The following is a 21,738-nucleotide window of genomic DNA, read 5'->3' as shown; positions in this document are numbered from 1 at the left end:
TATTCCTCATGCTCCTTTCAGGCAGCTTTCATACTGGCTCGACAGTTGTGAGAGGAATTTCACATAGCTGTCTTTGGCTAAGCTGATGTCTGTGCCCAGGGGGTCGAGCGTGCCTTTACGCACCTGCGTTCCGCGGGCAACAGCATCGATGACTGCTGGCCTGAATTGTGGCTCAGCAAAGACGCAGACCGCCTTTTGCTCAACCAACTGTGTTCGTATCTGGTGTAAACGCTGAGCGCCCGGTTGAATTTCAGGATTTACGGTAAAGTGCCCGGCAGGCGAGAGACCGTACTGTTTTTCAAAATATGTGTAAGCGTCGTGAAAAACGAAATATCCTTTATTTTTAACCGGAGCGAGTTGTGCGCTGACGCGTTTGTTCGTGTCTGCCAACGCTACCTCAAACTGCTGGAGGTTGGCGTCAAGTTTGGCTTTATCTTGCGGCATAAGTTCCAATAATTTTCCATGGATTGCAACCGCAGTCTTACGCGCAATCTCTGGCGACAACCACAGGTGCATATTAAACTCGCCATGATGATGGTGATGAGCCTCAGCCGCCTGTTCTTCAGATTTTTCCGCTGCGTGCTCATCTTCATCTTCACCGCCGCTAATCAATAACGGTTTTACGCCGTCGATGTTCACCATGGCGAGATTTTTCTGTGCCGGCAGTTCGGCCACCGATTTGGCCATAAACGCTTCCATTTCCGGCCCGACCCAGACGACTAAGTCTGCGTTTTTTAAGCGTTTTGCATCAGAGGGACGCAGGGAGTAGTCATGCTCAGAGGCCCCGTCCGGCAGCAGCACTTCGACCGGCGTTACCCCGTCCGCAATGGCGGAAGCGATGAAGCCGACCGGTTTGATAGATGCCACCACGTCAGAGTGTGCGGGAAGGCTTAACAAAGCGGTAACGGATAAAGCCGATAAGGCGAAAATTGCGCCCTTTTTATTATGTAACATATTGCGTCATTCCATCGTGACCATGAAGTGGAATGTGATATTATAACATTCGAAATTCTGTGCAACCTGTAAATACTATGACCTCACTTGTCACGCTCGAAAACGTTTCGATAAAATTTAACCAGCGTAATGTGTTGTCAGGCGTCAGCCTGGCCTTGCAGCCTGGTCGCATTCTCACCCTTCTGGGCCCCAATGGTGCCGGAAAATCCACCCTGGTCCGCGTTGTGCTTGGCCTGCTCGTCCCAGGGAGCGGCACTGTTCAGCGTCTGCCCGGCCTGCGTGTCGGCTATGTTCCTCAGAAACTGCACATCGACCCGACCCTGCCGGTTACGGTTGAACGCTTTATGCGTCTGACGCGGGGCAGTAAAAGCGCCGATATCCTGCCCGCCCTGAAGCGGGTGCAGGCGGGCCATCTGCTGCATTCACCGCTGCAGAAACTCTCAGGCGGGGAAACCCAGCGAGTGCTGCTGGCGCGTGCGCTGCTGAATCAGCCTCAGCTGCTGGTACTGGATGAACCGACTCAGGGCGTGGATGTGAACGGTCAGGTTGCGCTCTATGATCTGATTAATCAGCTGCGCGTTGAGCTGAACTGCGGCGTGCTGATGGTCTCCCACGACCTGCACCTGGTGATGGCGAAAACCGACGAAGTTCTCTGCCTGAACCATCACATCTGCTGTTCCGGCACGCCCGAGGCGGTCTCACAGCATCCGGAGTTTATCGCGATGTTCGGCCCGCGCGGTGCACAGGAGCTGGCGATCTATCGTCACCATCATAATCACCGTCACGACCTTCAGGGACGTATCGTTTTACGCAAAGGACAGGGTTCATCATGATTGAGTTGTTATTACCGGGCTGGATTGGCGGCGTGATGCTGGCGCTGGCGGCCGGCCCGCTGGGTTCGTTTGTGGTCTGGCGCAAGATGTCCTACTTTGGCGATACGCTGGCGCACGCCTCGCTGCTCGGCGTAGCCTTTGGCCTGCTGCTGAACGTGAACCCCTACTACGCGGTGATTCTGGTGACCGTCTGCCTGGCGCTGGGGCTGGTCTGGCTGGAGCGTCGTCCGCATCTGGCTATTGATACCCTGCTGGGGATTATGGCGCACAGCGCCCTGTCGCTGGGCCTGGTGGTGGTCAGCCTGATGAAGAACGTGCGTGTGGATCTGATGGCTTATCTGTTTGGCGATCTGCTGGCGGTGACGCCGGACGATCTCTGGATGATGGGCGGCGGCGTAGTTGTCGTGCTGCTGGTGATGGCGTGGCAGTGGCGTGCCCTGCTGTCGATGACCATCAGCCCGGAACTGGCCCAGGTCGATGGCGTGAATATTCAGCGCACCCGGCTTATCCTGATGCTGGTCACGGCGCTGACCATCGGGGTGGCCATGAAGTTTGTCGGCGCGCTGATTATCACCTCACTGCTGATCATCCCGGCCGCAACCGCCCGCCGTTTCGTGCGTTCGCCGGAAGGCATGGCGGCTACCGCCGTGATTATCGGGGTGATAGCCGTCACTGGCGGCCTTACCTTCTCCGCCTTCTACGACACCCCTGCCGGTCCGTCCGTGGTGCTCTGCGCCGCCATCCTGTTCATCATCAGCATGGTGCGCAAACCGGCGATGTAACTACTCTTCGCGCGTGATGCCGAAGTGACGGTAAGCATGCTGCGTGGCAAGACGGCCACGCGGCGTGCGCTGAATGAATCCCTGCTGAATCAGGAAGGGTTCAATCACATCTTCGATGGTTTCGCGCTCTTCACCGATCGCGGCCGCGAGGTTATCCAGCCCCACTGGCCCGCCCATAAACTTGTCAATGATCGCCAGCAGCAGCTTGCGGTCCATGTAATCGAACCCTTCGCTGTCGACGTTAAGCATATCGAGCGCGCTGCAGGAGACCTCACCGCTGAGATCGCCATTGGCCCGCACCTCGGCAAAGTCGCGCACCCGGCGCAGCAGGCGGTTGGCGATACGCGGTGTACCGCGTGCACGGCGGGCAATCTCCAGCGCCCCGTCGTCACTCAGCGCCAGGCCGAGGCAGGCGGCGCTGCGGCCCACGATGTGCTGCAGATCTTTTACCTGATAGAACTCCAGCCGCTGGACGATGCCAAACCGGTCGCGCAGCGGCGACGTCAGCGAGCCTGCACGGGTCGTGGCACCGATCAGGGTAAACGGCGGCAGGTCGAGCTTGATCGAGCGCGCAGCGGGCCCTTCACCAATCATGATGTCCAGCTGATAATCTTCCATCGCCGGATAGAGCACCTCTTCCACCACCGGTGAGAGGCGGTGGATTTCATCGATAAACAGCACGTCATGCGGTTCGAGGTTGGTCAGCATTGCGGCCAGATCGCCCGCCTTCTCCAGCACCGGACCTGAGGTGGTGCGCAGATTGACGCCCATCTCATTGGCTACGATGTTCGCCAGGGTGGTTTTTCCCAGCCCCGGCGGCCCGAAGATCAGCAGATGGTCGAGCGCATCGCCACGCAGCTGCGCCGCCTTGATGAAAATCTCCATCTGCTCACGCACCTGCGGCTGACCGACATACTCGTTCAGCAGTTTCGGACGAATGGCGCGGTCGATTAACTCTTCTTCGTTAACGCTGGCAGCAGAGACCAGACGGTCGGCTTCAATCATGACTTACCTCAAATGGCGGCGCGGAGTGCTTCGCGGATCAGCGTTTCGCAATCCGCATCCGGTCGACCGACTTTACTGATCATACGGCTCGCTTCCTGCGGTTTATAACCCAGGGATACCAGCGCTGCAACCGCTTCGGATTCGGCGTCGTTCGTTTCCGGCTCCGGACCCGGCGTGGTGAGGGTAAAGGCAGAGTCGCCGCCAAACAGGTCGCCATGCATCCCCTTGAAGCGGTCCTTCATCTCTACCACCAGGCGCTCAGCGGTCTTTTTACCGACGCCCGGCAGTTTCACCAGCGAGGCGATCTCCTCTTTCTCCACCGCCGTGACAAACTGCTGCGCCGACATGCCGGAGAGGATCGCCAGCGCCAGCTTGGGCCCGACGCCGTTGACTTTGATTAACTCGCGAAACAGCGCGCGCTCCTGCTTGCTGTTGAAACCAAACAGCAGCTGGGCATCTTCACGCACCACGAAGTGGGTAAAGATCACCGCTTCCTGCTGAAGGTCAGGCAGCTCATAAAAACAGGTCATGGGCATGTGAATTTCATAGCCTACGCCGTGTGCCTCAAGCAGCACCAGTGGCGGCTGCTTTTCCAGAATATTGCCCCGTAAACGACCTATCACCTGAATGCTTCCTTAACTGACGAATGTGGCGGATTTTATAACATAAAAAAGGCTGGATGAATATCCAGCCTGAGAGTCAGCCCTGCGCGTGTGTTGCTAACCTGAGCGTAATCGCCCGCGCGTCAGCACCAGCTTGCTGTCACTCATCCGCGCTGCGTTCTGAGCGACGTGGCAGTGCGTGATGGCAATCGCCAGCGCATCGGCGGCATCCGCCTGGGGGTTGGCGGGCAGCTTGAGCAGGGTTCGCACCATGTGCTGCACCTGACTTTTTTCGGCGCTGCCGATGCCGACCACGGTCTGTTTAACCTGACGGGCGGCGTACTCAAATACCGGCAGATCGTGGTTCACCGCGGCCACAATGGCGGCCCCGCGCGCCTGGCCCAGCTTCAGCGCCGAGTCAGCATTCTTCGCCATAAACACCTGTTCGATGGCGAAGAAATCGGGTGAAAACTGCGTGATGATTTCGCAGACGCCCGCGTAGATCAGCTTCAGTCTGGCGGGCAGCTCGGCGGTATTGGTGCGGATACAGCCGCTGCCCAGATAGGTGAGCTGGCGGCCGGTCTGACGGATAACGCCATAACCGGTGATGCGTGAGCCGGGATCGATACCCAGGATAATCGACATTACGCCTCTCCGGTTAACGTGATGACAGCAGACGCCATTACAGCGTTTCCGCCACCTCGTCTGAGATTTCACCGTTGTGGTAAACCTCCTGCACATCGTCGCAATCTTCCAGCATGTCGATCAGACGCAGCAGTTTTGGTGCTGTTTCTGCATCCATTTCCGCTTTGGTGGTCGGGATCATCGACACTTCGGCGGTATCGGCTTTCAGGCCAGCCGCTTCCAGCGCATCACGCACCGTGCCCATCTCTTCCCAAGCGGTGAACACATCGATCGCGCCGTCGTCATAGCTGACAACATCTTCGGCGCCCGCTTCCAGTGCCGCTTCCATCACCGCATCCTCATCCTGACCCGGCGCATAGGAGATCACACCCCGTTTGTTGAACAGATAGGCGACCGAGCCGTCTGTGCCGAGGTTGCCACCGGTTTTAGTGAAGGCGTGACGCACTTCGCCCACGGTACGGTTACGGTTGTCGCTGAGGCATTCGATCATGATGGCGGAGCCGCCCGGACCGTAACCTTCATAGATGATGGTTTCCATGTTGGCGTTGTCTTCGCCGCCCACGCCACGGGCGATAGCGCGATCCATGGTGTCACGCGTCATGTTGTTCGCCAGCGCCTTATCCATTGCGGCACGCAGACGCGGGTTTGAGCCCGCATCACCACCGCCCAGCTTGGCGGCCGTCACCAGTTCACGAATGATTTTGGTGAAGATTTTGCCGCGCTTGGCGTCCTGTGCTGCCTTGCGGTGTTTGGTGTTTGCCCACTTACTGTGTCCAGCCATTTCTCTTTTCTCCGATCTTTTACAGGGTGCAGACTCTCTGCGCTGCGGACTGCGCCTCCGGCCCGGCTCTTACAGGATCTGCCTGTATGCCCGATAAGGGCGTCCCTGGCGGGGCGAGCTTCGTGAATCGTGCGCTGACGACGTCACGCTGGCGGCGGACAACCTCGCGGCACCGATTACGCCTGACTGTTTAAAAGCCTGGTGCAGTCCTGTTAAAACTCACCATATTAATAAAATTTACGCGACCGGCCGCCGGAAAAGCGGGCGGTGGCGCGCATTCAGGCAAATTCTTCAATTGCCTGGCGGTTACTCCATGATCGGGTTAATGCTGCTGCCTCCGCCGCCGCCAGCCAGCGAAACGCCAGATGTTCGGTCAGCGTGATATCACGCTCCTGCGGCAATTGCAGGCGAAACCAGTGCTCGTGATTATGGGTGACGCCCGGCGCGTAGCGATGGCGGAAATGGGGGAAGATTTCAAAGTCAATCTGACGCTGACAATCCTCCATCTCCAGCTGCTCAGCCACGACGTCGATGCCGACCTCTTCATTCACTTCACGACACGCGGTCGCCAGCGGCGACTCCCCCGGTTCCAGGCTGCCGGTCACCGACTGCCAGAACGAGGGATCGTCACGCCGCTGCAGCATTAACACCCGGCCAGTATCCCGCGCCGAAATCACGACCAGCACTGAAACCGGGTGTTTGTAGCCCATTATTTGTTCTCGAGCTTTTCTTTTTTCACGACCTTAATGCCCAGCTCCAGCAGAGAAGCGGGGTTCGCTTCGCTTGGTGCTTCGGTCATCATGCAGGCCGCTGCCGTGGTTTTCGGGAAGGCGATAACGTCACGGATGTTGTCGGTGCCGGTCAGCAGCATGGTCAGGCGATCCAGACCAAAGGCCAGGCCCGCATGTGGAGGCGTACCGAACTTCAGCGCGTCCAGCAGGAAGCCAAACTTCTCGCGCTGCTCGTTCGCTTCAATCCCCAGAATGCTGAAGACCGTCTGCTGCATTTCGCCGTTGTGGATACGCACGGAACCGCCACCGACTTCGTAGCCGTTGATCACCATGTCGTAGGCGTTAGCCACGGCCCGGGTCGGATCGGCGGCCAGCTCTGAGGCGCTCATCTCTTTCGGCGCGGTGAACGGATGGTGCATCGCCGCCAGACCGCCCTCTTCGTCCTCTTCGAACATCGGGAAGTCAATGACCCACAGCGGCGCCCAGGCGTTCTCGTCGGTGATGCTGAGATCGCGGCCCACTTTCAGGCGCAGCGCGCCCAGGGCGTCAGCCACCACTTTGGCACGGTCGGCACCAAAGAAGATGATATCGCCATCCTGCGCGCCGGTGCGGCTCAGGATGCCTTCGACGATCTCCGCGTTCAGGAACTTAGCGACCGGGCTCTGCACGCCTTCAAGGCCGTCAGCACGGACATTGACCTTCATCCATGCGAGGCCTTTTGCGCCATAAATTTCGACGAACTTACCGTACTCATCAATCTGCTTGCGACTCAGCTGCGCACCGGCAGGCACACGCAGCGCGGCTACACGGCCTTTGGCATCGTTCGCCGGGCCAGAGAAGACCTGGAACTCCACGTTTTTCAGCAGGTCGCCCACGTCCACCAGCTCCATCGGGTTACGCAGATCGGGCTTATCGGAACCGTAGCGATGCATCGCTTCCGCAAAGGTCATCTGCGGGAATTCACCGAGGTCAACGCCCTGCACGTCCTGCCACAGGTTGCGGATTAAACGCTCCATGATCTCACGCACCTGAGGCGCGGTCATGAAGGAGGTTTCGACGTCGATCTGGGTAAATTCTGGCTGACGGTCAGCACGCAGATCTTCATCGCGGAAACATTTAACGATCTGATAGTAGCGGTCAAAACCGGACATCATCAGCAGCTGCTTGAAGAGCTGCGGTGACTGCGGCAGCGCGTAGAATTTACCTTTGTGAACCCGGCTCGGCACCAGATAGTCACGCGCGCCCTCAGGGGTCGCCTTGGTCAGCATCGGGGTTTCGATATCCAGGAAACCTTCGTCATCCATAAAACGACGGACAAAGCTGGTGATTCTGGCGCGGGTTTTCAGGCGCGTCACCATCTCAGGACGACGCAGGTCCAGATAGCGATATTTCAGACGCGCTTCTTCGCTGTTGGTCTGGTTAGAGTCCAGCGGCAGTGGCTCAGAGCGGTTGATGATAGTCAGCGCCTGGGCGAACACTTCCACTTCACCGGTCGCCATGTCGCTGTTTTTATTCTTCTCATCACGCGCACGCACGGTTCCGGTGATCTGGATGCAGAATTCGTTACGCAGTTCAGAAGCCAGCTTAAACGCGTCCTCACGATCGGGATCAAAAAACACCTGCACGATGCCTTCGCGGTCGCGCATATCGATAAAAATCAAACTGCCCAGATCGCGACGGCGGTTTACCCAGCCGCAGAGCGTGACTTGCTGACCCACATGAGACAGATTGAGCTGTCCGCAATATTCTGTACGCATAACACTATCCTTTTAACTTCGCCGCTGCAGCTGACAGCATCCAGCCGCGTTGCCTTATGTGATGCTGTCGCAAAAATGGCGGCTATTATAATGGAAAAAGGCAGGCAGGATAAGCAGATCCACGCCAAAGCGCCGATTTCCCCTGTGCATTTGCCCCTCAGCCCGACGCTGGAGGATAATGGGCTATCTTAACCTGTCGTCAGGAGCACGCGTGACACTTCGTATTGGCCTGCCTCAGTGGCAGCATTCACACTGGAAACGCTGGGGTATCGGCAGCCTGGCGGATTATGCCCGCTATTTCCACTGTGTGGAGGGAAATACCACGCTCTATGCGCTGCCCAATGCCGAAACGGTGATGCGCTGGCGCGACATGACGCACGAGGCGTTTCGCTTCTGCTTTAAGTTTCCAAACACCATCAGCCATCAGGCAGCACTGCAACACAGCGACGATCTGCTGACCGATTTTCTGCGCCTGATGGAGCCACTGGCCGATCGTATCGGTCAGTACTGGCTGCAGCTGCCGGCCAGCTTCTCACCGGCGGAGCTGGAGGCGCTCTGGACGTTTCTGGATAGCCTGCCGCGCCGTTTTCACTACGGCGTCGAGGTTCGCCATCCGGCATTCTTTGCCAAGGGTGAGGCGGAGCGGGCGCTGAACCGGGGTCTGCTGGCGCGCGGCGTCAACCGCGTGATGCTCGACAGCCGCCCGGTACACGCCTCTACCTCGCAGAGTCCGGCCGCGCTGGTCGCGCGTTCTCAGAAGCCCCGCGTGCCGCCGCACGCCCTGCGCACCGGATCGCAGCCGATGGTACGCTTTATCGGCAGTGACAGCGTGGAAGAGAGCGTGCCGCTGTTTCAGATCTGGCATGACAAGCTCATGGCGTGGCAGCAGCAGGGCGATGTGATGCTGTTTCTGCATACGCCCGATATGGGCCAGGTTTTTCCGCTGGTGCAGGCACTCTGGCCGCAGCTTCAGCAGATCGACCCCGGCATCGGCAACGGACCTGACTGGCCGCAACAGAGCTCACTGTTTTGATGAGACAACAGGACAGCGCCCGATCCGCTGGCTAGAATAACCACTTTACCCTGAGTGACAGGAGTCACGATGATTAGCGCATTATATGTGGTGCTGGGTGCAATACTGGTGATGAAATTTACGCTGGATGTGGTGCGTTATCGTCGTTTCTATCATGTGGCCTACGGCGACGGTGGCTATCACGACCTGAAAATGGCCATTCGTATTCACGGCAATGCCATCGAAACCGTCCCGCTGGCGCTGCTGCTGCTGGTCATGATGGAGATGAACGGCGCTGATATCTGGATGGTGCATCTCACCGGTCTGCTGTTTTTCATCAGCCGTCTGCTGCACGCCTGGGGTTTACGCAGCAGCGCGATGGCAGGCCGCAAATATGGCATGATGCTGACGCTGTTTTCACTGTGTGGCATGGTCATTTTTAACCTGATCTACCTGCCGTGGGAGCTGGTCCTGACGCTGCATTGAGCCAGCCGGGGTTAAGGGGTGCAGCCCGCCCCACTTTCTGCCAGAATAGCGCCCTTTCCGTCGTCTCTTCGGATTTTCGATATGTCTGACCGCGATCAACTTTTCTCAGCGCCCATTGCAAAACTGGGCGACTGGACCTTTGACGAGCGCGTTGCTGAAGTCTTTCCTGACATGATTCAGCGCTCGGTGCCGGGCTACTCCAATATCATTTCGATGATTGGTATGCTGGCTGAACGTTTTGTCACCCCGGACAGCCAGGTTTACGATCTGGGCTGTTCGCTGGGCGCGGCGACCCTGTCGGTGCGCCGCAATATTCATGTGCCGGGTTGCCAGATTATTGCCGTGGATAACTCTCCGGCGATGGTCGAACGCTGCCGTCGTCATCTGGATGCCTTCCGCGCTGACACGCCGGTCACGGTGCTGGAAGCGGATATCCGCGATATTCCCATCGAAAATGCCTCGCTGGTGGTGCTCAACTTTACGCTGCAGTTTCTGGAGCCGCCTGCCCGACTGGCGCTGCTGCAGAAGATCTGGCAGGGACTGAAACCGGGTGGCGCGCTGGTGCTGTCGGAGAAGTTCAGTTTTGAAGATGCCGATGTCGGCGAACTGCTGTTCAACATGCACCACGACTTCAAGCGCGCCAACGGCTACAGCGAACTGGAGATCAGTCAGAAGCGCAGCATGCTGGAAAATGTGATGCTGACGGACAGCGTTGAAACCCATAAAGCCCGCCTGAAACAGGCCGGTTTCCCGCACGCCGAACTCTGGTTCCAGTGCTTTAACTTTGGTTCACTGGTGGCGTTGAAATGATCGACTTTGGCCGTTTTTATCAGCAAATCGCCGTGGGTCCGCTGGCGAAGTGGCTGGAGGTATTACCGGCGCAGATCAGCGAATGGCAGCGTGAAAACCTGCATGGACACTTCCGTGACTGGTACAAGTCGCTGGAGTATCTGCCGCTGCTGGAACCGCAGAAGCTCGACCTGCTGCACAGCGTGACCGCCGACCGCGATGACATCAGCGATCGTCATCGTCAGGGCATAGAAAAATTACTGCGCAACCTGATGCCGTGGCGCAAAGGCCCCTATTTCCTCTATGGCACCCATATCAATACCGAATGGCGCTCAGACTGGAAGTGGGAGCGCGTGATTCCGCACATCTCCCCGCTGGCGGGCCGGACGGTGCTGGATGTCGGCTGCGGCAGCGGCTATCACATGTGGCGGATGATTGGTGCAGGCGCCCATCTGGTGGTCGGCATCGACCCGATGCAGCTGTTCCTGGTGCAGTTCGAAGCGGTGCGCAAGCTGCTGAATGACGATCGCCGGGCGCATATGCTGCCGCTGGGGATCGAGCAGTTACCGGCGCTGCAGGCCTTTGACACCGTTTTTTCGATGGGGGTGCTCTATCACCGCCGTTCTCCGCTGGATCACCTGCTGCAGCTGAAGAATCAGCTGGTGAGCGGCGGCGAACTGGTGCTGGAGACGCTGGTCATTGAGGGGGAGGTTAACCAGGTACTGGTGCCGGGCGAGCGTTATGCACAGATGCGCAACGTCTTCTTTATCCCCTCCGCCGATGCCCTGAAGAGCTGGCTGGAAAAAAGCGGGTTTGTCGATGTCCGCATCGTCGATTTCGCCCGCACCACCACCGAAGAGCAGCGCCGTACCGACTGGATGACCAGCGAGTCACTGGCGGAATTCCTCGATCCCGACGATCCCGCCAAAACGATTGAGGGCTATCCCGCGCCCCTGCGTGCCGTGCTGGTCGCCACTAAACCTTAAGGCCTTAGCGGCGAGACAATGCCAGTTTCGCCGCAAAACCAATAAACACGCAGCCGGTCAGGCGATCCATCACCTTCAGGACCGACGGTTTCCGCAGATGACCGGCGAAATAGTGGCTGCCCGCAATCAGCGCCGCATTCCAGATCAGTCCCAGCAGCATATGCGCCAGCGCCATCAGGCTGCACCAGAGCGCCACTGACGCGCCCGCCGGAATAAACTGCGGCAGGAAGGTAACATAAAACACACCCACTTTCGGGTTCAGCAGATTTCCCGTTAATCCCCGCATAAAGCAGGCCAGATAGCCCTGCGGCCTGGCCGCTGCCTCATCTTCCGCTGTCACCGGCTCCTGACGCGGGTTGAGCAGCAGCCGGATCCCCAGATAGAGCAGCCAGGTTGCGCCAGTCCACTTCAGCAGGTTATAGGCGAGTTCAGAGGCCATCAGCAGCGCCCCCAGCCCCAGCCCCACCGCAATCCCCCAGAGCAGACAGCCCAGCGTGACACCAAAGGCGGTAGCCCAGGCGCGCTGCCAGCCCTGCGCAATCGCGGTGCGCAGCACCAGCGCCGTATCAAAGCCAGGGGTCAGCGTCAGGATGGTTATCGCAAACAGAAAGGAGAACAGCGTGGCGGTCATCATAATCTCTTTATCACTCCCTACGTTTTTTCACGCCAGGTAACGGCGCGGGCAGCCGGGTGCCAGGACAGCCAGAATGTGCCAGGCTGGATCAGGTTAATTCATTCCTGTCACGGAGTTGTGGTTATGAGCAAATTTATTTTTTCGTCACCCCGAAAATATGTGCAGGGCGCCGGCGTACTGGATGAACTGGGAACCTGGCTGGCAGAGCTGGGCGATCAGGCGTTTCTGGTGGCGGACGATGTCGTCTGGAAACTGATTGGTGAACGCACGCAGCGGACGCTGCAGTCGGCCGGTATCCGCTTCAGCTGGCAGCAATTTAACGGCGAGGCCTCCAGTAACGAAATCACCCGCCTCAGTAAGCTGGCGCAGGATCAGGGCTGTAACGTGGTGGTCGGGCTGGGCGGCGGTAAAACGCTGGATACCGTGAAGGCGATAGCGGATGAGCTGAAACAGCCGGTGGCGATCGTGCCGACGATCGCCTCCACCGATGCGCCCTGCAGCGCCCTGTCGGTGATCTATTCCGACAGCGGGGTTTTCGAGAGCTATCGCTTTTACAGCAAAAACCCTGACCTGGTGCTGGTCGATACGGCCGTCTGCGCCAGCGCCCCGGCACGTCTCTTCGCCTCGGGCATTGCCGACGGTCTGGCTACCTGGGTTGAAGCGCAGGCGGTGGCGCGTTCCCATGCCAAATCGATGGTCAATGGGGATCCGACCCTGGCCGGACTGGCGATTGCCCGCACCTGTGAAGAGACGCTGCTCAAATGGGGTTACAGCGCCTATATCGCCGTGACGGAAAAGCGGGTCACGCCCGCCGTGGAGGCGGTGGTCGAGGCGAACACGCTGCTCTCGGGGCTGGGTTTTGAAAACGGGGGACTGGCTGGGGCGCACGCGATCCACAATGGGTTTACCGCGATTGAGGGTGAGATCCACCATCTGACCCACGGCGAAAAAGTGGCCTATGGCACGCTGACGCAGATGGTGCTGGAGCAGCGCCCGGATGAAGAGATTGCCCGCTATATTCGCTTCTATCGCGCAATCAACATGCCGACGACGCTCAGGGAGATGCATCTGGAGAATGAAAGCTGGGAGAATCTGGTGAAGATCGGTGCCCTGGCAAACAGCGACGGCGATACGCTGAAAAACCTTAATCCTCATCTTGCGCCGGAGGATATTGCCAACGCGCTGCTGGCGCTGGATGCCTTCAGCCGCACGGTGAAATAGTCCTTCAGCAGGCGATCGCCGGATCGCCTGTTACTCTTTCGCCGCAGATTCCGCCGCAGACGGCGAGTCCCAGTACTCATATTTGTAGGCGGAGCTGAGATGACGTTCCAGGGTGCCACGCGTGAAGACTTCTGTCTCATGCTGGTAACTCAGGGTGCAGTTACCGACCTCATCCCAGGACTGACACTCATCGACTGAGCGGATAGTGCTGAGTGGGGTCGTCTCCTGCGTGTCGAGTCGTTGTTCACGCCATTGCGCATCATAGCTGTATCTGTCGCTGCCGCGGGCAGAGGTAGTATGCGTCACCAGCCCCTGCGGATTCCAGTGATAGTAAAATTCACCGTTGCTCAGCGGATCGCTGCCGCGTGCCACGCTCTTTTCCAGCCGGAGCTGGCGATCGTAGTGATAGGTGGTGTCGGTAAAGCCGCTTTTGCCCATCGAGGTAAAGCGGTCAGAGGCGCTGGTGATATTGCCGTGCTCGCCCTTCTGCCAGTTGATTGTCCCCTGCCGGTTTTCGACCACCTCCTCTTTTCCCGCTTTCAGCACTTTAACCAGCCAGGCATAGTCGGCGACCCAGCCGCCCTGTACCCGGGCGATGTGCTGCTCCATGCTGAGGGTCACATTGCGTTCGCTTTTGTCATAGCTGACGTCGGCCACCGTCAGTTCGCCGCAGGCATCAAATTGTCCCAGCACCCGCTTCTGCGAGTTCACATCCTTACCAAACTCCCCGGCCACCACCTGCTTCACTGCCCCTCTGGCGTTGCCGCCCAGCAGAATCAGCTGATTGCTGTTAGCCACGGCCGCCCGGTTCGGGAGGCATCCGCTGGTCGCAGCATGGCTGCTGCAGGAGGCCGTCAGCGTCAGGATCAGAAGAGCCATCAGATTCCGTTTCATAGGGTAAGCTCCAGGCGATGATGCTTTGAGTGTAAACGCTGCGGCGGCGGGCCGCCGCCCTCCCGGCAGATTCCAGCCCGCGACACCGCGTAGCGGACAGACGCACAGTCTGATAGCCAATAGTCTGAACATGCCGGGTGGCCTTAAATCTCTCCAGGCCGGAACGGGAAGTAAACGGATAAGAATCGCCCGGCCACAGGAACGTGGGAACGAGAATCAGTGTCCGCAGCAAACGTTGCACAAAAAGAACCCCAGCAAGCGTACTGGGGTTTGGTACTTGCAAACATCACGTCAATGATCGGCGTGCTGCGCGGCAAAATCTGTTGTGGTTCAGGCGACCCGAACGGTGCTCATCTGCATCACGCTTTTCATCGCCTCGACCACGTCGCCATCAACACAGTAGCGACTGAACTCATCGGTTTCGGCTTCAGAACACATGGAGACGCCCGCTTTGCGGTAGCGCATCGGCGACACCATCAGGTGACTGGCCGAGCTATGCACTTCATTTATCCCCATGTCGAGAAACTTTTGCAGGTTGCTGAGGCGTACGCCCGCACCCGCCATAATAATAGGACCGGTGCTGCTCTCATTTAGTTCCCTGAGTAATGCAATTCCGTTTTCCGCACTCTGCTGCTGACCCGATGTCAGAATACGCGCTACCCCTAAATCCGTGAGCATATCCAGGGCGCGCCTGGGGCTGTGACAGAGATCAAAGGCACGATGAAAGGTCACCGCCAGGCCATCACACAGCGCCATAATCTGCCGCATCTGCCCCAGATGAACGTGGGCATCCTCATCCAGCATCCCGATAACCAGACCGGGAAAACCGAGTTCGCGGATCAGCGCTACATCGGATTTCATCGCCTCAAACTCCCGGGAGGTATAACAGAAATCGCCACCACGGGGCCGGACAATCGGATGAACCGGAATCGAAACGTCACGACGGGCAGCCTGCAGTGCCCCTATCGAGGGGGTCAGTCCGCCTTCACGGGGAGCGGCACAGAGTTCAACCCGATCGGCGCCCGCCTGCTGTGCGGTCACGGCGCAATCCACGCCATAGCAGCAAATTTCCAGTGTGGTCATTCTTTTCTCCTGTACATGACTCTGGTTCAAGGCAGATTCATCAGTTAGTCTGGCTGCTGGAATGAGTTTACCGGGAAAGTTAACTATGGCATTCAATTTCGACCAACGGATAGACCGTCGTCACAGCGATAGCCTGAAATGGAACAAATATGCGGACCAGGACATTCTGCCGCTGTGGGTGGCCGATACGGATTTCCGATCGCCTGACTGTGTGATCGAGGCGATTAAAACCCGCGCTGAGCATGGGATTTTTGGCTATGGCGATACGCCAGTGGCTTTTATCGACAGCGCAGTGTCGTGGCTCGCCTCGCGCTATCAGTGGCACGTTAATCCCGAGTGGATCGTGGTTCTGCCGGGCGTCGTCAGCGGGCTTAACCTGGCCGTGCGGGCGTTTACCGCCCCTGATGAGCTGACCATTGCGCCCACGCCTATCTATCCACCGTTTCGCGGTGCCGCCAGACTGGCCGAGCGGGGTCAGCTCAACCTGCCTCTGACGCTGCAGCAGGGCCGCTGGTTGCCTGATATGGCGAGCGCGGAAGATGCACTGACCGGAAAAGAGCGGCTGTTAATGCTCTGTAACCCGCAGAATCCGGGCGGCACCGTCTATCGTCGCGAGGAGCTGGAAGCCCAGCTGAAATTTGCGCAGAAGCACGATCTGATCGTCTGTTCCGATGAGATACACAGCGATCTGCTGCTGGAGCCAAGCGTTCAGCATATTCCGTTTGCTTCACTGAGTGAGGATGCGGCGCAGCGCAGCGTCACGCTGATGTCCCCTTCAAAGACCTTTAATATCGCCGGGCTGGGTGCCTCCATCGCCATTATCCCCAGCGCAGAGCTGCGTGCCCGCTTTAACCGGCTGCGGCGCGGCATTGTGCCGGAGGTGGATATTCTGGCGATCACGGCCGCGGCGGCCGCCTGGCGCGAGGGGGAACCCTGGCTTAAGGCCCAGATTGCCTATCTGCGCAGCAACCGCGACTGGCTGGTTTCCCAGGTCAACAAGATGAACGGCCTGAGCGTCGCCTCACCGGAGGCGACCTATCTCGCCTGGATCGACGCCAGCGCGCTGAACGTTGCCAGTCCGGCACTCTATTTTGAAAAATATGGACTCGGCCTGACGGCCGGACGCGAGTTTGGCAACGATCAGTTTGTGCGGCTCAATTTCGGCTGTACCCGTGCGCTGCTGGATGAGGCCGTTGCGCGCCTGAAGCGCGCGCTGGCCGCCCGCATTTAGGCCTGTTCGCTGGCGACAATCTCTTCCAGCCGCCACGGGTGAAACTTAATGGTCGTCTGCCCGTCCGTCACCGCCAGGGTCGGATTGGGCAGGCGTTCATTTTCGCCCTGTGGCGAGCTGGTTTTAAAGGAGATACCCGGCTGCGTCAGGGCCTCGTCGGAGAGCAACGCCATGGCGCGTACCCCCAGCGTCTGATGATCGCCGCGCAGCACTACCTCGATATGCTCCCAGCCCTCGTGACGATACCGTTTTTCACCCGGCCAGGGCAGCTCTACCACATCGATCGCCCGATCGGCCACCCGCAGTGGATCATGTAGCTTAAACAGGCAAATCTGCCGTCCGTTGATCGTGGCGGCCGAAAATTGATGCCCCATCTGCTGCAAGCCTTGCTGCCAGCGCATCGCGGTCGTCTCCTGATGACAACGCACGGCAATATGGTCAATTTCCAGATCGTTAAGGCGTACACCCAGTCGCTGCGCAAAATTCAGCAACGATTCTTCAAAACGCGCTAAATCTGTCTTTAAATCATCCAATTCTGCCGGAAAAGATCTTTCCACTATCCTGATTCCTCATAATTTGTTTAGCATTTATAATCAGTCTGGTTTATTGTGCGCCGCCTGCCTGGCGCTACATAATGATAAGATTCATCTTATTTGCCCGGAAATTTAACGCAAAACCTTATAATAACATCTTTCATTTCGGATTTATCTTCTGTTTAGGACCATGAATTGCTTGATGAATGCATCATAAGCAAATGATTTATATAGACTTCTTTGATACAATAAGATAACTCTTATTTGAAGACGAAACAATTGCAGCCCTCCCTGCCTTCCTATAAATTTGACCTAACACAACTAAAAGGAATGGCTCTATGTCTATGCTCATCGTTGTCGCTGTCCTTATCGCACTGATGGGATTTGCAATTTCCCGCCATTGGAAGGTGCGTGAAGATAAAAGCGTAAAGAATCCTCGCCGTCACTTACGACGCCGTTAATGCCTCCGGGAAACATCTTATTCAGCTCTGTTTCCCCACTTCATCCAACTACTGACGCCCACTGACATTTCACGTATACTTTTCCCCTCATTTTTTTCCGTTTTGTCTGACCTGTCCGTTTCGCTGTTCCGGTGACGCGGTCTGTTCAGGCAGGATGATGACAGCCCGGCTTCGCAGGCAGGGCGTTGTTCAGCACATGAAGGTAACGCGGTGAATATTCAGGCACTTCTTTCCGAAAAAGTCAGTCAGGCAATGGTTTTAGCCGGTGCGCCCGCCGATTGCGAACCTCAGGTTCGTCAGTCCGCACGGGTTCAGTTTGGAGACTATCAGGCTAACGGCATCATGGCCGTGGCGAAAAAGCTGGGACAGGCTCCGCGACAGTTAGCGGAAGCGGTGATCCAGCACCTCGATCTGACCGGTATCGCCAGTAAAGTTGAAATCGCCGGCCCGGGCTTCATCAATATCTTTCTTGACCACGCCTGGCTGGCAAAACATGCCCGCGAAGCGCTGACGCTGCCGCGTCTGGGCGTGCAGCTGGCTGAACCCCAGACCATTGTGGTGGATTACTCTGCGCCTAACGTGGCGAAAGAGATGCACGTCGGCCACGTCCGCTCCACCATCATCGGTGATGCGGCGGTACGTACGCTGGAGTTTCTGGGTCACAATGTAATCCGCGCCAACCACGTCGGCGACTGGGGTACGCAGTTCGGTATGCTGATTGCGTTCCTGGAAAAGCAGCAGAATGAAGATCACGCCGAGATGGCGCTCGCCGATCTCGAAGGCTTCTACCGTGAAGCCAAACGCACCTATGACGAAGATCCTGAATTTGCCGAGCGCGCGCGCGGTTACGTGGTGAAACTGCAGGGCGGCGATGAATATTGCCGTCAGATGTGGAAGAAGCTGGTTGACATCACCATGAGTCAGAACCAGAAAATCTACGATCGAATGAACGTCACGCTGACGCGCAACGATGTGATGGGTGAAAGCCTTTACAACGATATGCTGCCCGGCATCGTCGCCGATCTGAAGCAGAAAGGCCTGGCGGTCGAGAGTGAAGGCGCGACGGTGGTGTTCCTGGATGAGTTCCTGAACAAAGAAGGTGAGCCGATGGGCGTCATCATCCAGAAAAAGGATGGTGGCTATCTCTACACCACCACGGACATCGCCTGTGCGAAATACCGCTATGAAACCCTGAAAGCCGACCGCGTGCTCTACTACATCGACTCCCGTCAGCACCAGCATCTGGTGCAGGCCTGGACTATCGTCCGTAAAGCGGGCTACGTGCCGGAATCGGTGCCGCTGGAGCACCACGCGTTTGGCATGATGCTGGGCAAAGATGGCCGTCCGTTCAAGACCCGCAGCGGCGGTACCATCAAGCTCGCCGATCTGCTGGATGAAGCCTGGCAGCGTGCTTACACGCTGGTGCGTGAGAAGAACCCGGAGATGAGCGAAGAGGAAGTGAAAGCGCTGGCCGAAGTGGTGGGGATCAGTGCGGTGAAATATGCCGACCTCTCCAAGAGCCGCACGACTGACTACATCTTCGACTGGGACAATATGCTGGCCTTCGAAGGCAACACGGCGCCTTACATGCAGTACGCCTACACCCGCGTGCTCTCCGTGTTCCGCAAGGCGGGCATCGACGCCGGATCGCTGGATGCGGAGATCGTAATTAGCGAAGAGCGCGAAGCGCAGCTCGCTACACGTCTGCTTCAGTTTGAAGAGATCATCATGCAGGTGGCGCGTGACGGGACGCCGCACGTCATGTGTGCCTACCTTTACGATCTGGCCGGGCTGTTCTCGGGCTTCTATGAGCACTGCCCGATCCTCAGTGCCGAATCAGAGGCCATCCGTCTGAGCCGACTGCAACTGGCCGCGCTGACTGCGAAAACGCTGAAGCAGGGTCTGGATACGCTGGGCATCGATACCGTCGAGCGCATGTAATCCTGGAAACGGAGAGGACTCCCCTCTCCGTTTTTGATCCTGCCCTTTTTATCGCCTCCTTCTCAGCCGCAGGATGACCTGATGTCTGTAGCCACGCACCTTATCAGCAGTCACCTTCCCTCGATTAAGCAGCTGCAGTGTTTCCTGGCCGTCGCGCACGAGCTTAACTTTCGCCGGGCTGCAGAACGGCTCAGCATGACGCAGCCGCCGCTGACCCGACAGATTCAGAGTCTGGAAGGTCTGCTGGGGCAGGCGCTGTTCGATCGCAATACGCATGCTGTGACGCTGACCCATGCGGGCCAGGCTCTGGTGGGGAAAGCGGAAGCGATCCTGAGTGCGCTGAGCGCGCTGAAGCAGGAGGCACAGCCCGCGCCTTCCCGTGTGCGCATCGGCCTGACCCGGACACTGAACATTGAACGGATTGCGCCCCTCAGCCGGCAGCTTGCGGAGCTGCACGCCCGCGATGAGATAGAGATGCCCAGCCAGACCTCTCTCCAGCTGTTGCAGAGCCTGATCCGAAACAACCTGGATCTGGTCATTACCGGCGAAAAAGGATCGGAGAGCCTGCGATACGTATGGCTCTGCCGCGAGCCACTGCTGGCGGCGATACCCGCCGCGCACGCGGCCAGCCGGGAAGCGCAGGTTTCGCTGGCGATGCTGGCTGACCTGCCGCTGTTCTGGTTTACGCGCAGTGCCAACCCGCTGTTTTATGATAAATGTGAGCGCTACTTTTCCACGCTGAACTTTGCCCTCAGGCGCGTCAGGGAGCCGGATGACGCTCTGCTGATGCTGTCGCACATTGCCCGCGGCAAAGGCTTTGCCCTGCTGCCGCAGTCGAAATGTACCTTTGAACAGGCAGGACTCTGCTACCGTCCGCTTACCGCCGATGCCAGCGGGCCGCTGGCGATTGATGTGTACGCCGCCATTCGTGCTGATGAAAAGCGCGAGGCGGTTCTCACTGCCCTGCACCACCTCTCTCCCTGATCACCCAGCCGCTTAGCGTGGCGCAGAGAATCCGTCGCTGCCCTTTTCGCTACCGCCCTGCGTGGTGATACCTTTTTTGCATAACGCAAAGAGCAATTCAGTGTCACCGGCGGGAGTGGAACAATCGCCGCTCACTCACGAGGAGAGACAATGGAAAAGCGAACCTTAGGTCAGGATCTGGAAGTCAGCGCAATCGGCTATGGCGCGATGGGGCTCAGCGAATTTTATGGTCAGACCGATGACCGTCAGTCACTGCAACTGCTGAACACGCTGCACGACCTGGGCATCACCTTTATCGACAGCGCCGATCTCTATGGTCGCGCTCACAATGAGCAGCTGATCGGGCAGTTTCTGTCCGGGCTGAGGCCGGCCGATCGGCTGAACGTCAGCGTTGCCACCAAATGCGGTATTGAGCGCCCGGCTGAAGAGGCGTATGCCCGTACCATCAATAATCAGCCCGACTACATTACCCGCTGCTGCGAGGCCTCCCTGAAACGGCTGGGTGTCGAACGTATCGATCTCTTCTATCTGCATCGCATCAGCCCGGTGACGCCGATTGAGGAGAGCATGCAGTGCCTCAGCCGTCTGGTGCAGGCGGGAAAAATCGCCCGCATCGGGTTATGTGAAGCCGCCGCATCGACGCTTGCGCGGGCCCATGCTGTCCATCCGCTGACCGCTCTGCAGACGGAGTATTCACTCTGGACGCGTGACATTGAAGAGCAGATCCTGCCAATGGTGAAGCAACTCGGTATCGGCCTGGTGCCCTACTCACCGCTGGGCCGGGGCTTTCTGACCGGGAAATACCGCAGGAACAGCGATTTTGCCGAAGGCGATTTCCGCAAAAACAATGACCGCTTCCGCCAGGAAAATCTCGACCACAATCTGCGACTGCTGAATGTGATGACGCCGCTGGCAGAAAAATATCACGCGACCACCGGGCAGATCGCGCTCGCCTGGCTGCTGGCTCAGTATGAAAAGATTGTGCCGATTCCGGGCACCAAACAGCTGACCTATCTGACCGAGAATGCGAAAGCCGCCGATCTGATACTGGACGCGGACGATATCCGGTTGCTGAACACCCTCCATCAGCAGGTGGAGATAAAAGGCGGTCGTTACTCTGAAGAAGGCATGAAAGGCGTTAACGCCTGAGGAGTTGTGGCGCACTAGCGCACCGTGCTGCGGTGCGTTGATCTCATTTCACCCTGATACAGGGGGTGATCCGGTGGCGATGTTAAGAAACATTAAAGGCTGAATCCGCCCCCTGAAGGGTACGCTTCGATCCGGGTCAATGAGCAACAGCGGCTGATCTTCAGATGAATCGAAGGCAAGGCCGTCGGCCTTTTCTGGATAAACATTGTTATAAAACGCACAGGTAATGCGCGGCTTCAGGTGC

The 21,738-nt window shown here is 58.0% G+C and carries 22 protein-coding genes; 11 read left to right on the top strand and 11 right to left on the bottom strand.

All coding sequences use genetic code 11. The annotated features are described in order from the left end of the window. Positions 1 to 6 precede the first annotated feature (6 nt). Complete coding sequence (gene znuA / locus ACNY69_RS07840) at positions 7 to 954, bottom strand: zinc ABC transporter substrate-binding protein ZnuA (RefSeq protein ID WP_418797824.1); 948 nt, start codon at positions 952 to 954, stop codon at positions 7 to 9. Between the two features lie 77 nt (positions 955 to 1,031). Here znuA and znuC point away from each other — a divergent pair, with 77 nt between their 5' ends. Together znuC and znuB are read left to right on the top strand one after the other, a co-directional pair. Continuing rightward, entirely contained in the window at positions 1,032 to 1,787 is a 756-nt protein-coding gene (gene znuC / locus ACNY69_RS07835; RefSeq protein WP_111139780.1) for a zinc ABC transporter ATP-binding protein ZnuC, read from the top strand. After that, positions 1,784 to 2,569, top strand: coding sequence for a zinc ABC transporter permease subunit ZnuB (gene znuB, locus ACNY69_RS07830; RefSeq protein ID WP_293771312.1), 786 nt, complete (start codon positions 1,784 to 1,786; stop codon positions 2,567 to 2,569). Before znuC ends, znuB begins: the two co-directional genes overlap by 4 nt. On the opposite strand, the gene ruvB is transcribed toward znuB, so the two are convergent. The 6 genes from ruvB to aspS form a co-directional block, all read right to left on the bottom strand. Beyond that, complete coding sequence (ruvB, locus tag ACNY69_RS07825) at positions 2,570 to 3,574, bottom strand: Holliday junction branch migration DNA helicase RuvB (RefSeq protein WP_111139782.1); 1,005 nt, start codon at positions 3,572 to 3,574, stop codon at positions 2,570 to 2,572. It abuts the gene before it with no gap. A gap of 8 nt (positions 3,575 to 3,582) precedes the next feature. Further along, the gene (gene ruvA, locus ACNY69_RS07820; RefSeq protein ID WP_111139783.1) at positions 3,583 to 4,197 is read right to left on the bottom strand and encodes a Holliday junction branch migration protein RuvA; all 615 of its coding nucleotides are present in this window, start codon (positions 4,195 to 4,197) and stop codon (positions 3,583 to 3,585) included. A 96-nt stretch (positions 4,198 to 4,293) separates the two neighbouring features. Further along, positions 4,294 to 4,821 (bottom strand): crossover junction endodeoxyribonuclease RuvC, encoded by a 528-nt coding sequence (gene ruvC, locus ACNY69_RS07815; RefSeq protein WP_111139784.1) that lies wholly within the window; start codon positions 4,819 to 4,821, stop codon positions 4,294 to 4,296. A gap of 37 nt (positions 4,822 to 4,858) precedes the next feature. Further along, positions 4,859 to 5,602: a YebC/PmpR family DNA-binding transcriptional regulator gene (locus tag ACNY69_RS07810; protein WP_111139785.1), complete on the bottom strand. Its 744-nt coding sequence runs from the start codon at positions 5,600 to 5,602 to the stop codon at positions 4,859 to 4,861. A 278-nt stretch (positions 5,603 to 5,880) separates the two neighbouring features. After that, positions 5,881 to 6,312 (bottom strand): dihydroneopterin triphosphate diphosphatase, encoded by a 432-nt coding sequence (gene nudB / locus ACNY69_RS07805; protein ID WP_418797821.1) that lies wholly within the window; start codon positions 6,310 to 6,312, stop codon positions 5,881 to 5,883. Beyond that, complete coding sequence (gene aspS, locus ACNY69_RS07800) at positions 6,312 to 8,090, bottom strand: aspartate--tRNA ligase (protein WP_418797819.1); 1,779 nt, start codon at positions 8,088 to 8,090, stop codon at positions 6,312 to 6,314. The genes nudB and aspS overlap by 1 nt, the downstream gene beginning before the upstream one ends. Before the next feature lie 211 nt (positions 8,091 to 8,301). On the opposite strand from aspS, the gene ACNY69_RS07795 reads away from it, so the two are divergent. The 4 genes from ACNY69_RS07795 to cmoB all read left to right on the top strand — a co-directional run bounded on the left by ACNY69_RS07795 (position 8,302) and on the right by cmoB (position 11,363). Next, on the top strand, positions 8,302 to 9,123 hold the full coding sequence (locus tag ACNY69_RS07795; RefSeq protein ID WP_367395559.1) for a DUF72 domain-containing protein: 822 nt from the start codon (positions 8,302 to 8,304) through the stop codon (positions 9,121 to 9,123). A gap of 69 nt (positions 9,124 to 9,192) precedes the next feature. Continuing rightward, entirely contained in the window at positions 9,193 to 9,588 is a 396-nt protein-coding gene (locus tag ACNY69_RS07790; protein WP_111139788.1) for an MAPEG family protein, read from the top strand. An 81-nt stretch (positions 9,589 to 9,669) separates the two neighbouring features. After that, positions 9,670 to 10,398, top strand: coding sequence for a carboxy-S-adenosyl-L-methionine synthase CmoA (gene cmoA, locus ACNY69_RS07785; protein WP_111139789.1), 729 nt, complete (start codon positions 9,670 to 9,672; stop codon positions 10,396 to 10,398). Next, positions 10,395 to 11,363 (top strand): tRNA 5-methoxyuridine(34)/uridine 5-oxyacetic acid(34) synthase CmoB, encoded by a 969-nt coding sequence (gene cmoB, locus ACNY69_RS07780; protein ID WP_111139790.1) that lies wholly within the window; start codon positions 10,395 to 10,397, stop codon positions 11,361 to 11,363. Before cmoA ends, cmoB begins: the two co-directional genes overlap by 4 nt. Positions 11,364 to 11,367: 4 nt before the next feature. Here cmoB and ACNY69_RS07775 read toward each other — a convergent pair whose 3' ends face one another. Then, on the bottom strand, positions 11,368 to 11,994 hold the full coding sequence (locus tag ACNY69_RS07775; protein WP_367396345.1) for a LysE family translocator: 627 nt from the start codon (positions 11,992 to 11,994) through the stop codon (positions 11,368 to 11,370). A 126-nt stretch (positions 11,995 to 12,120) separates the two neighbouring features. On the opposite strand from ACNY69_RS07775, the gene ACNY69_RS07770 reads away from it, so the two are divergent. Then, positions 12,121 to 13,218, top strand: coding sequence for a glycerol dehydrogenase (locus ACNY69_RS07770; protein ID WP_111139792.1), 1,098 nt, complete (start codon positions 12,121 to 12,123; stop codon positions 13,216 to 13,218). Between the two features lie 30 nt (positions 13,219 to 13,248). Here the strand turns inward: ACNY69_RS07770 and ACNY69_RS07765 are convergent, their stop codons facing one another. Both ACNY69_RS07765 and cutC read right to left on the bottom strand, forming a co-directional pair. Then, positions 13,249 to 14,112, bottom strand: a complete 864-nt coding sequence (locus ACNY69_RS07765) for a hypothetical protein (RefSeq protein ID WP_111139793.1) — start codon at positions 14,110 to 14,112, stop codon at positions 13,249 to 13,251. A gap of 330 nt (positions 14,113 to 14,442) precedes the next feature. Further along, positions 14,443 to 15,195: a copper homeostasis protein CutC gene (gene cutC, locus ACNY69_RS07760; RefSeq protein ID WP_418797816.1), complete on the bottom strand. Its 753-nt coding sequence runs from the start codon at positions 15,193 to 15,195 to the stop codon at positions 14,443 to 14,445. 85 nt (positions 15,196 to 15,280) lie between these two features. Between cutC and ACNY69_RS07755 the strand changes: the two genes are divergently transcribed. After that, a complete protein-coding gene (locus ACNY69_RS07755) occupies positions 15,281 to 16,426 on the top strand; it encodes a MalY/PatB family protein (RefSeq protein WP_418797814.1) in 1,146 nt (381 codons plus the stop codon). Here ACNY69_RS07755 and ACNY69_RS07750 read toward each other — a convergent pair. Continuing rightward, a complete protein-coding gene (locus ACNY69_RS07750) occupies positions 16,423 to 16,983 on the bottom strand; it encodes a VOC family protein (RefSeq protein WP_111139797.1) in 561 nt (186 codons plus the stop codon). The genes ACNY69_RS07755 and ACNY69_RS07750 overlap by 4 nt on opposite strands. Before the next feature lie 647 nt (positions 16,984 to 17,630). Between ACNY69_RS07750 and argS the strand changes: the two genes are divergently transcribed. The 3 genes from argS (at position 17,631) to ACNY69_RS07735 (ending at position 21,494) form a co-directional block, all read left to right on the top strand. After that, on the top strand, positions 17,631 to 19,361 hold the full coding sequence (gene argS / locus ACNY69_RS07745) for an arginine--tRNA ligase (RefSeq protein ID WP_111139798.1): 1,731 nt from the start codon (positions 17,631 to 17,633) through the stop codon (positions 19,359 to 19,361). An 81-nt stretch (positions 19,362 to 19,442) separates the two neighbouring features. Continuing rightward, complete coding sequence (locus tag ACNY69_RS07740) at positions 19,443 to 20,345, top strand: LysR family transcriptional regulator (RefSeq protein ID WP_111139799.1); 903 nt, start codon at positions 19,443 to 19,445, stop codon at positions 20,343 to 20,345. A gap of 150 nt (positions 20,346 to 20,495) precedes the next feature. Then, the gene (locus ACNY69_RS07735) at positions 20,496 to 21,494 is read left to right on the top strand and encodes an aldo/keto reductase (RefSeq protein ID WP_418797811.1); all 999 of its coding nucleotides are present in this window, start codon (positions 20,496 to 20,498) and stop codon (positions 21,492 to 21,494) included. Positions 21,495 to 21,738 lie beyond the last annotated feature (244 nt).

Origin of the sequence: Pantoea graminicola, from assembly GCF_048452665.1 — a bacterium.
GTDB lineage: Bacteria > Pseudomonadota > Gammaproteobacteria > Enterobacterales > Enterobacteriaceae > Pantoea.
The sequence above is the reverse complement of the archived record's forward strand: the minus strand, read 5'-3'. Positions and strand labels throughout refer to the sequence as shown.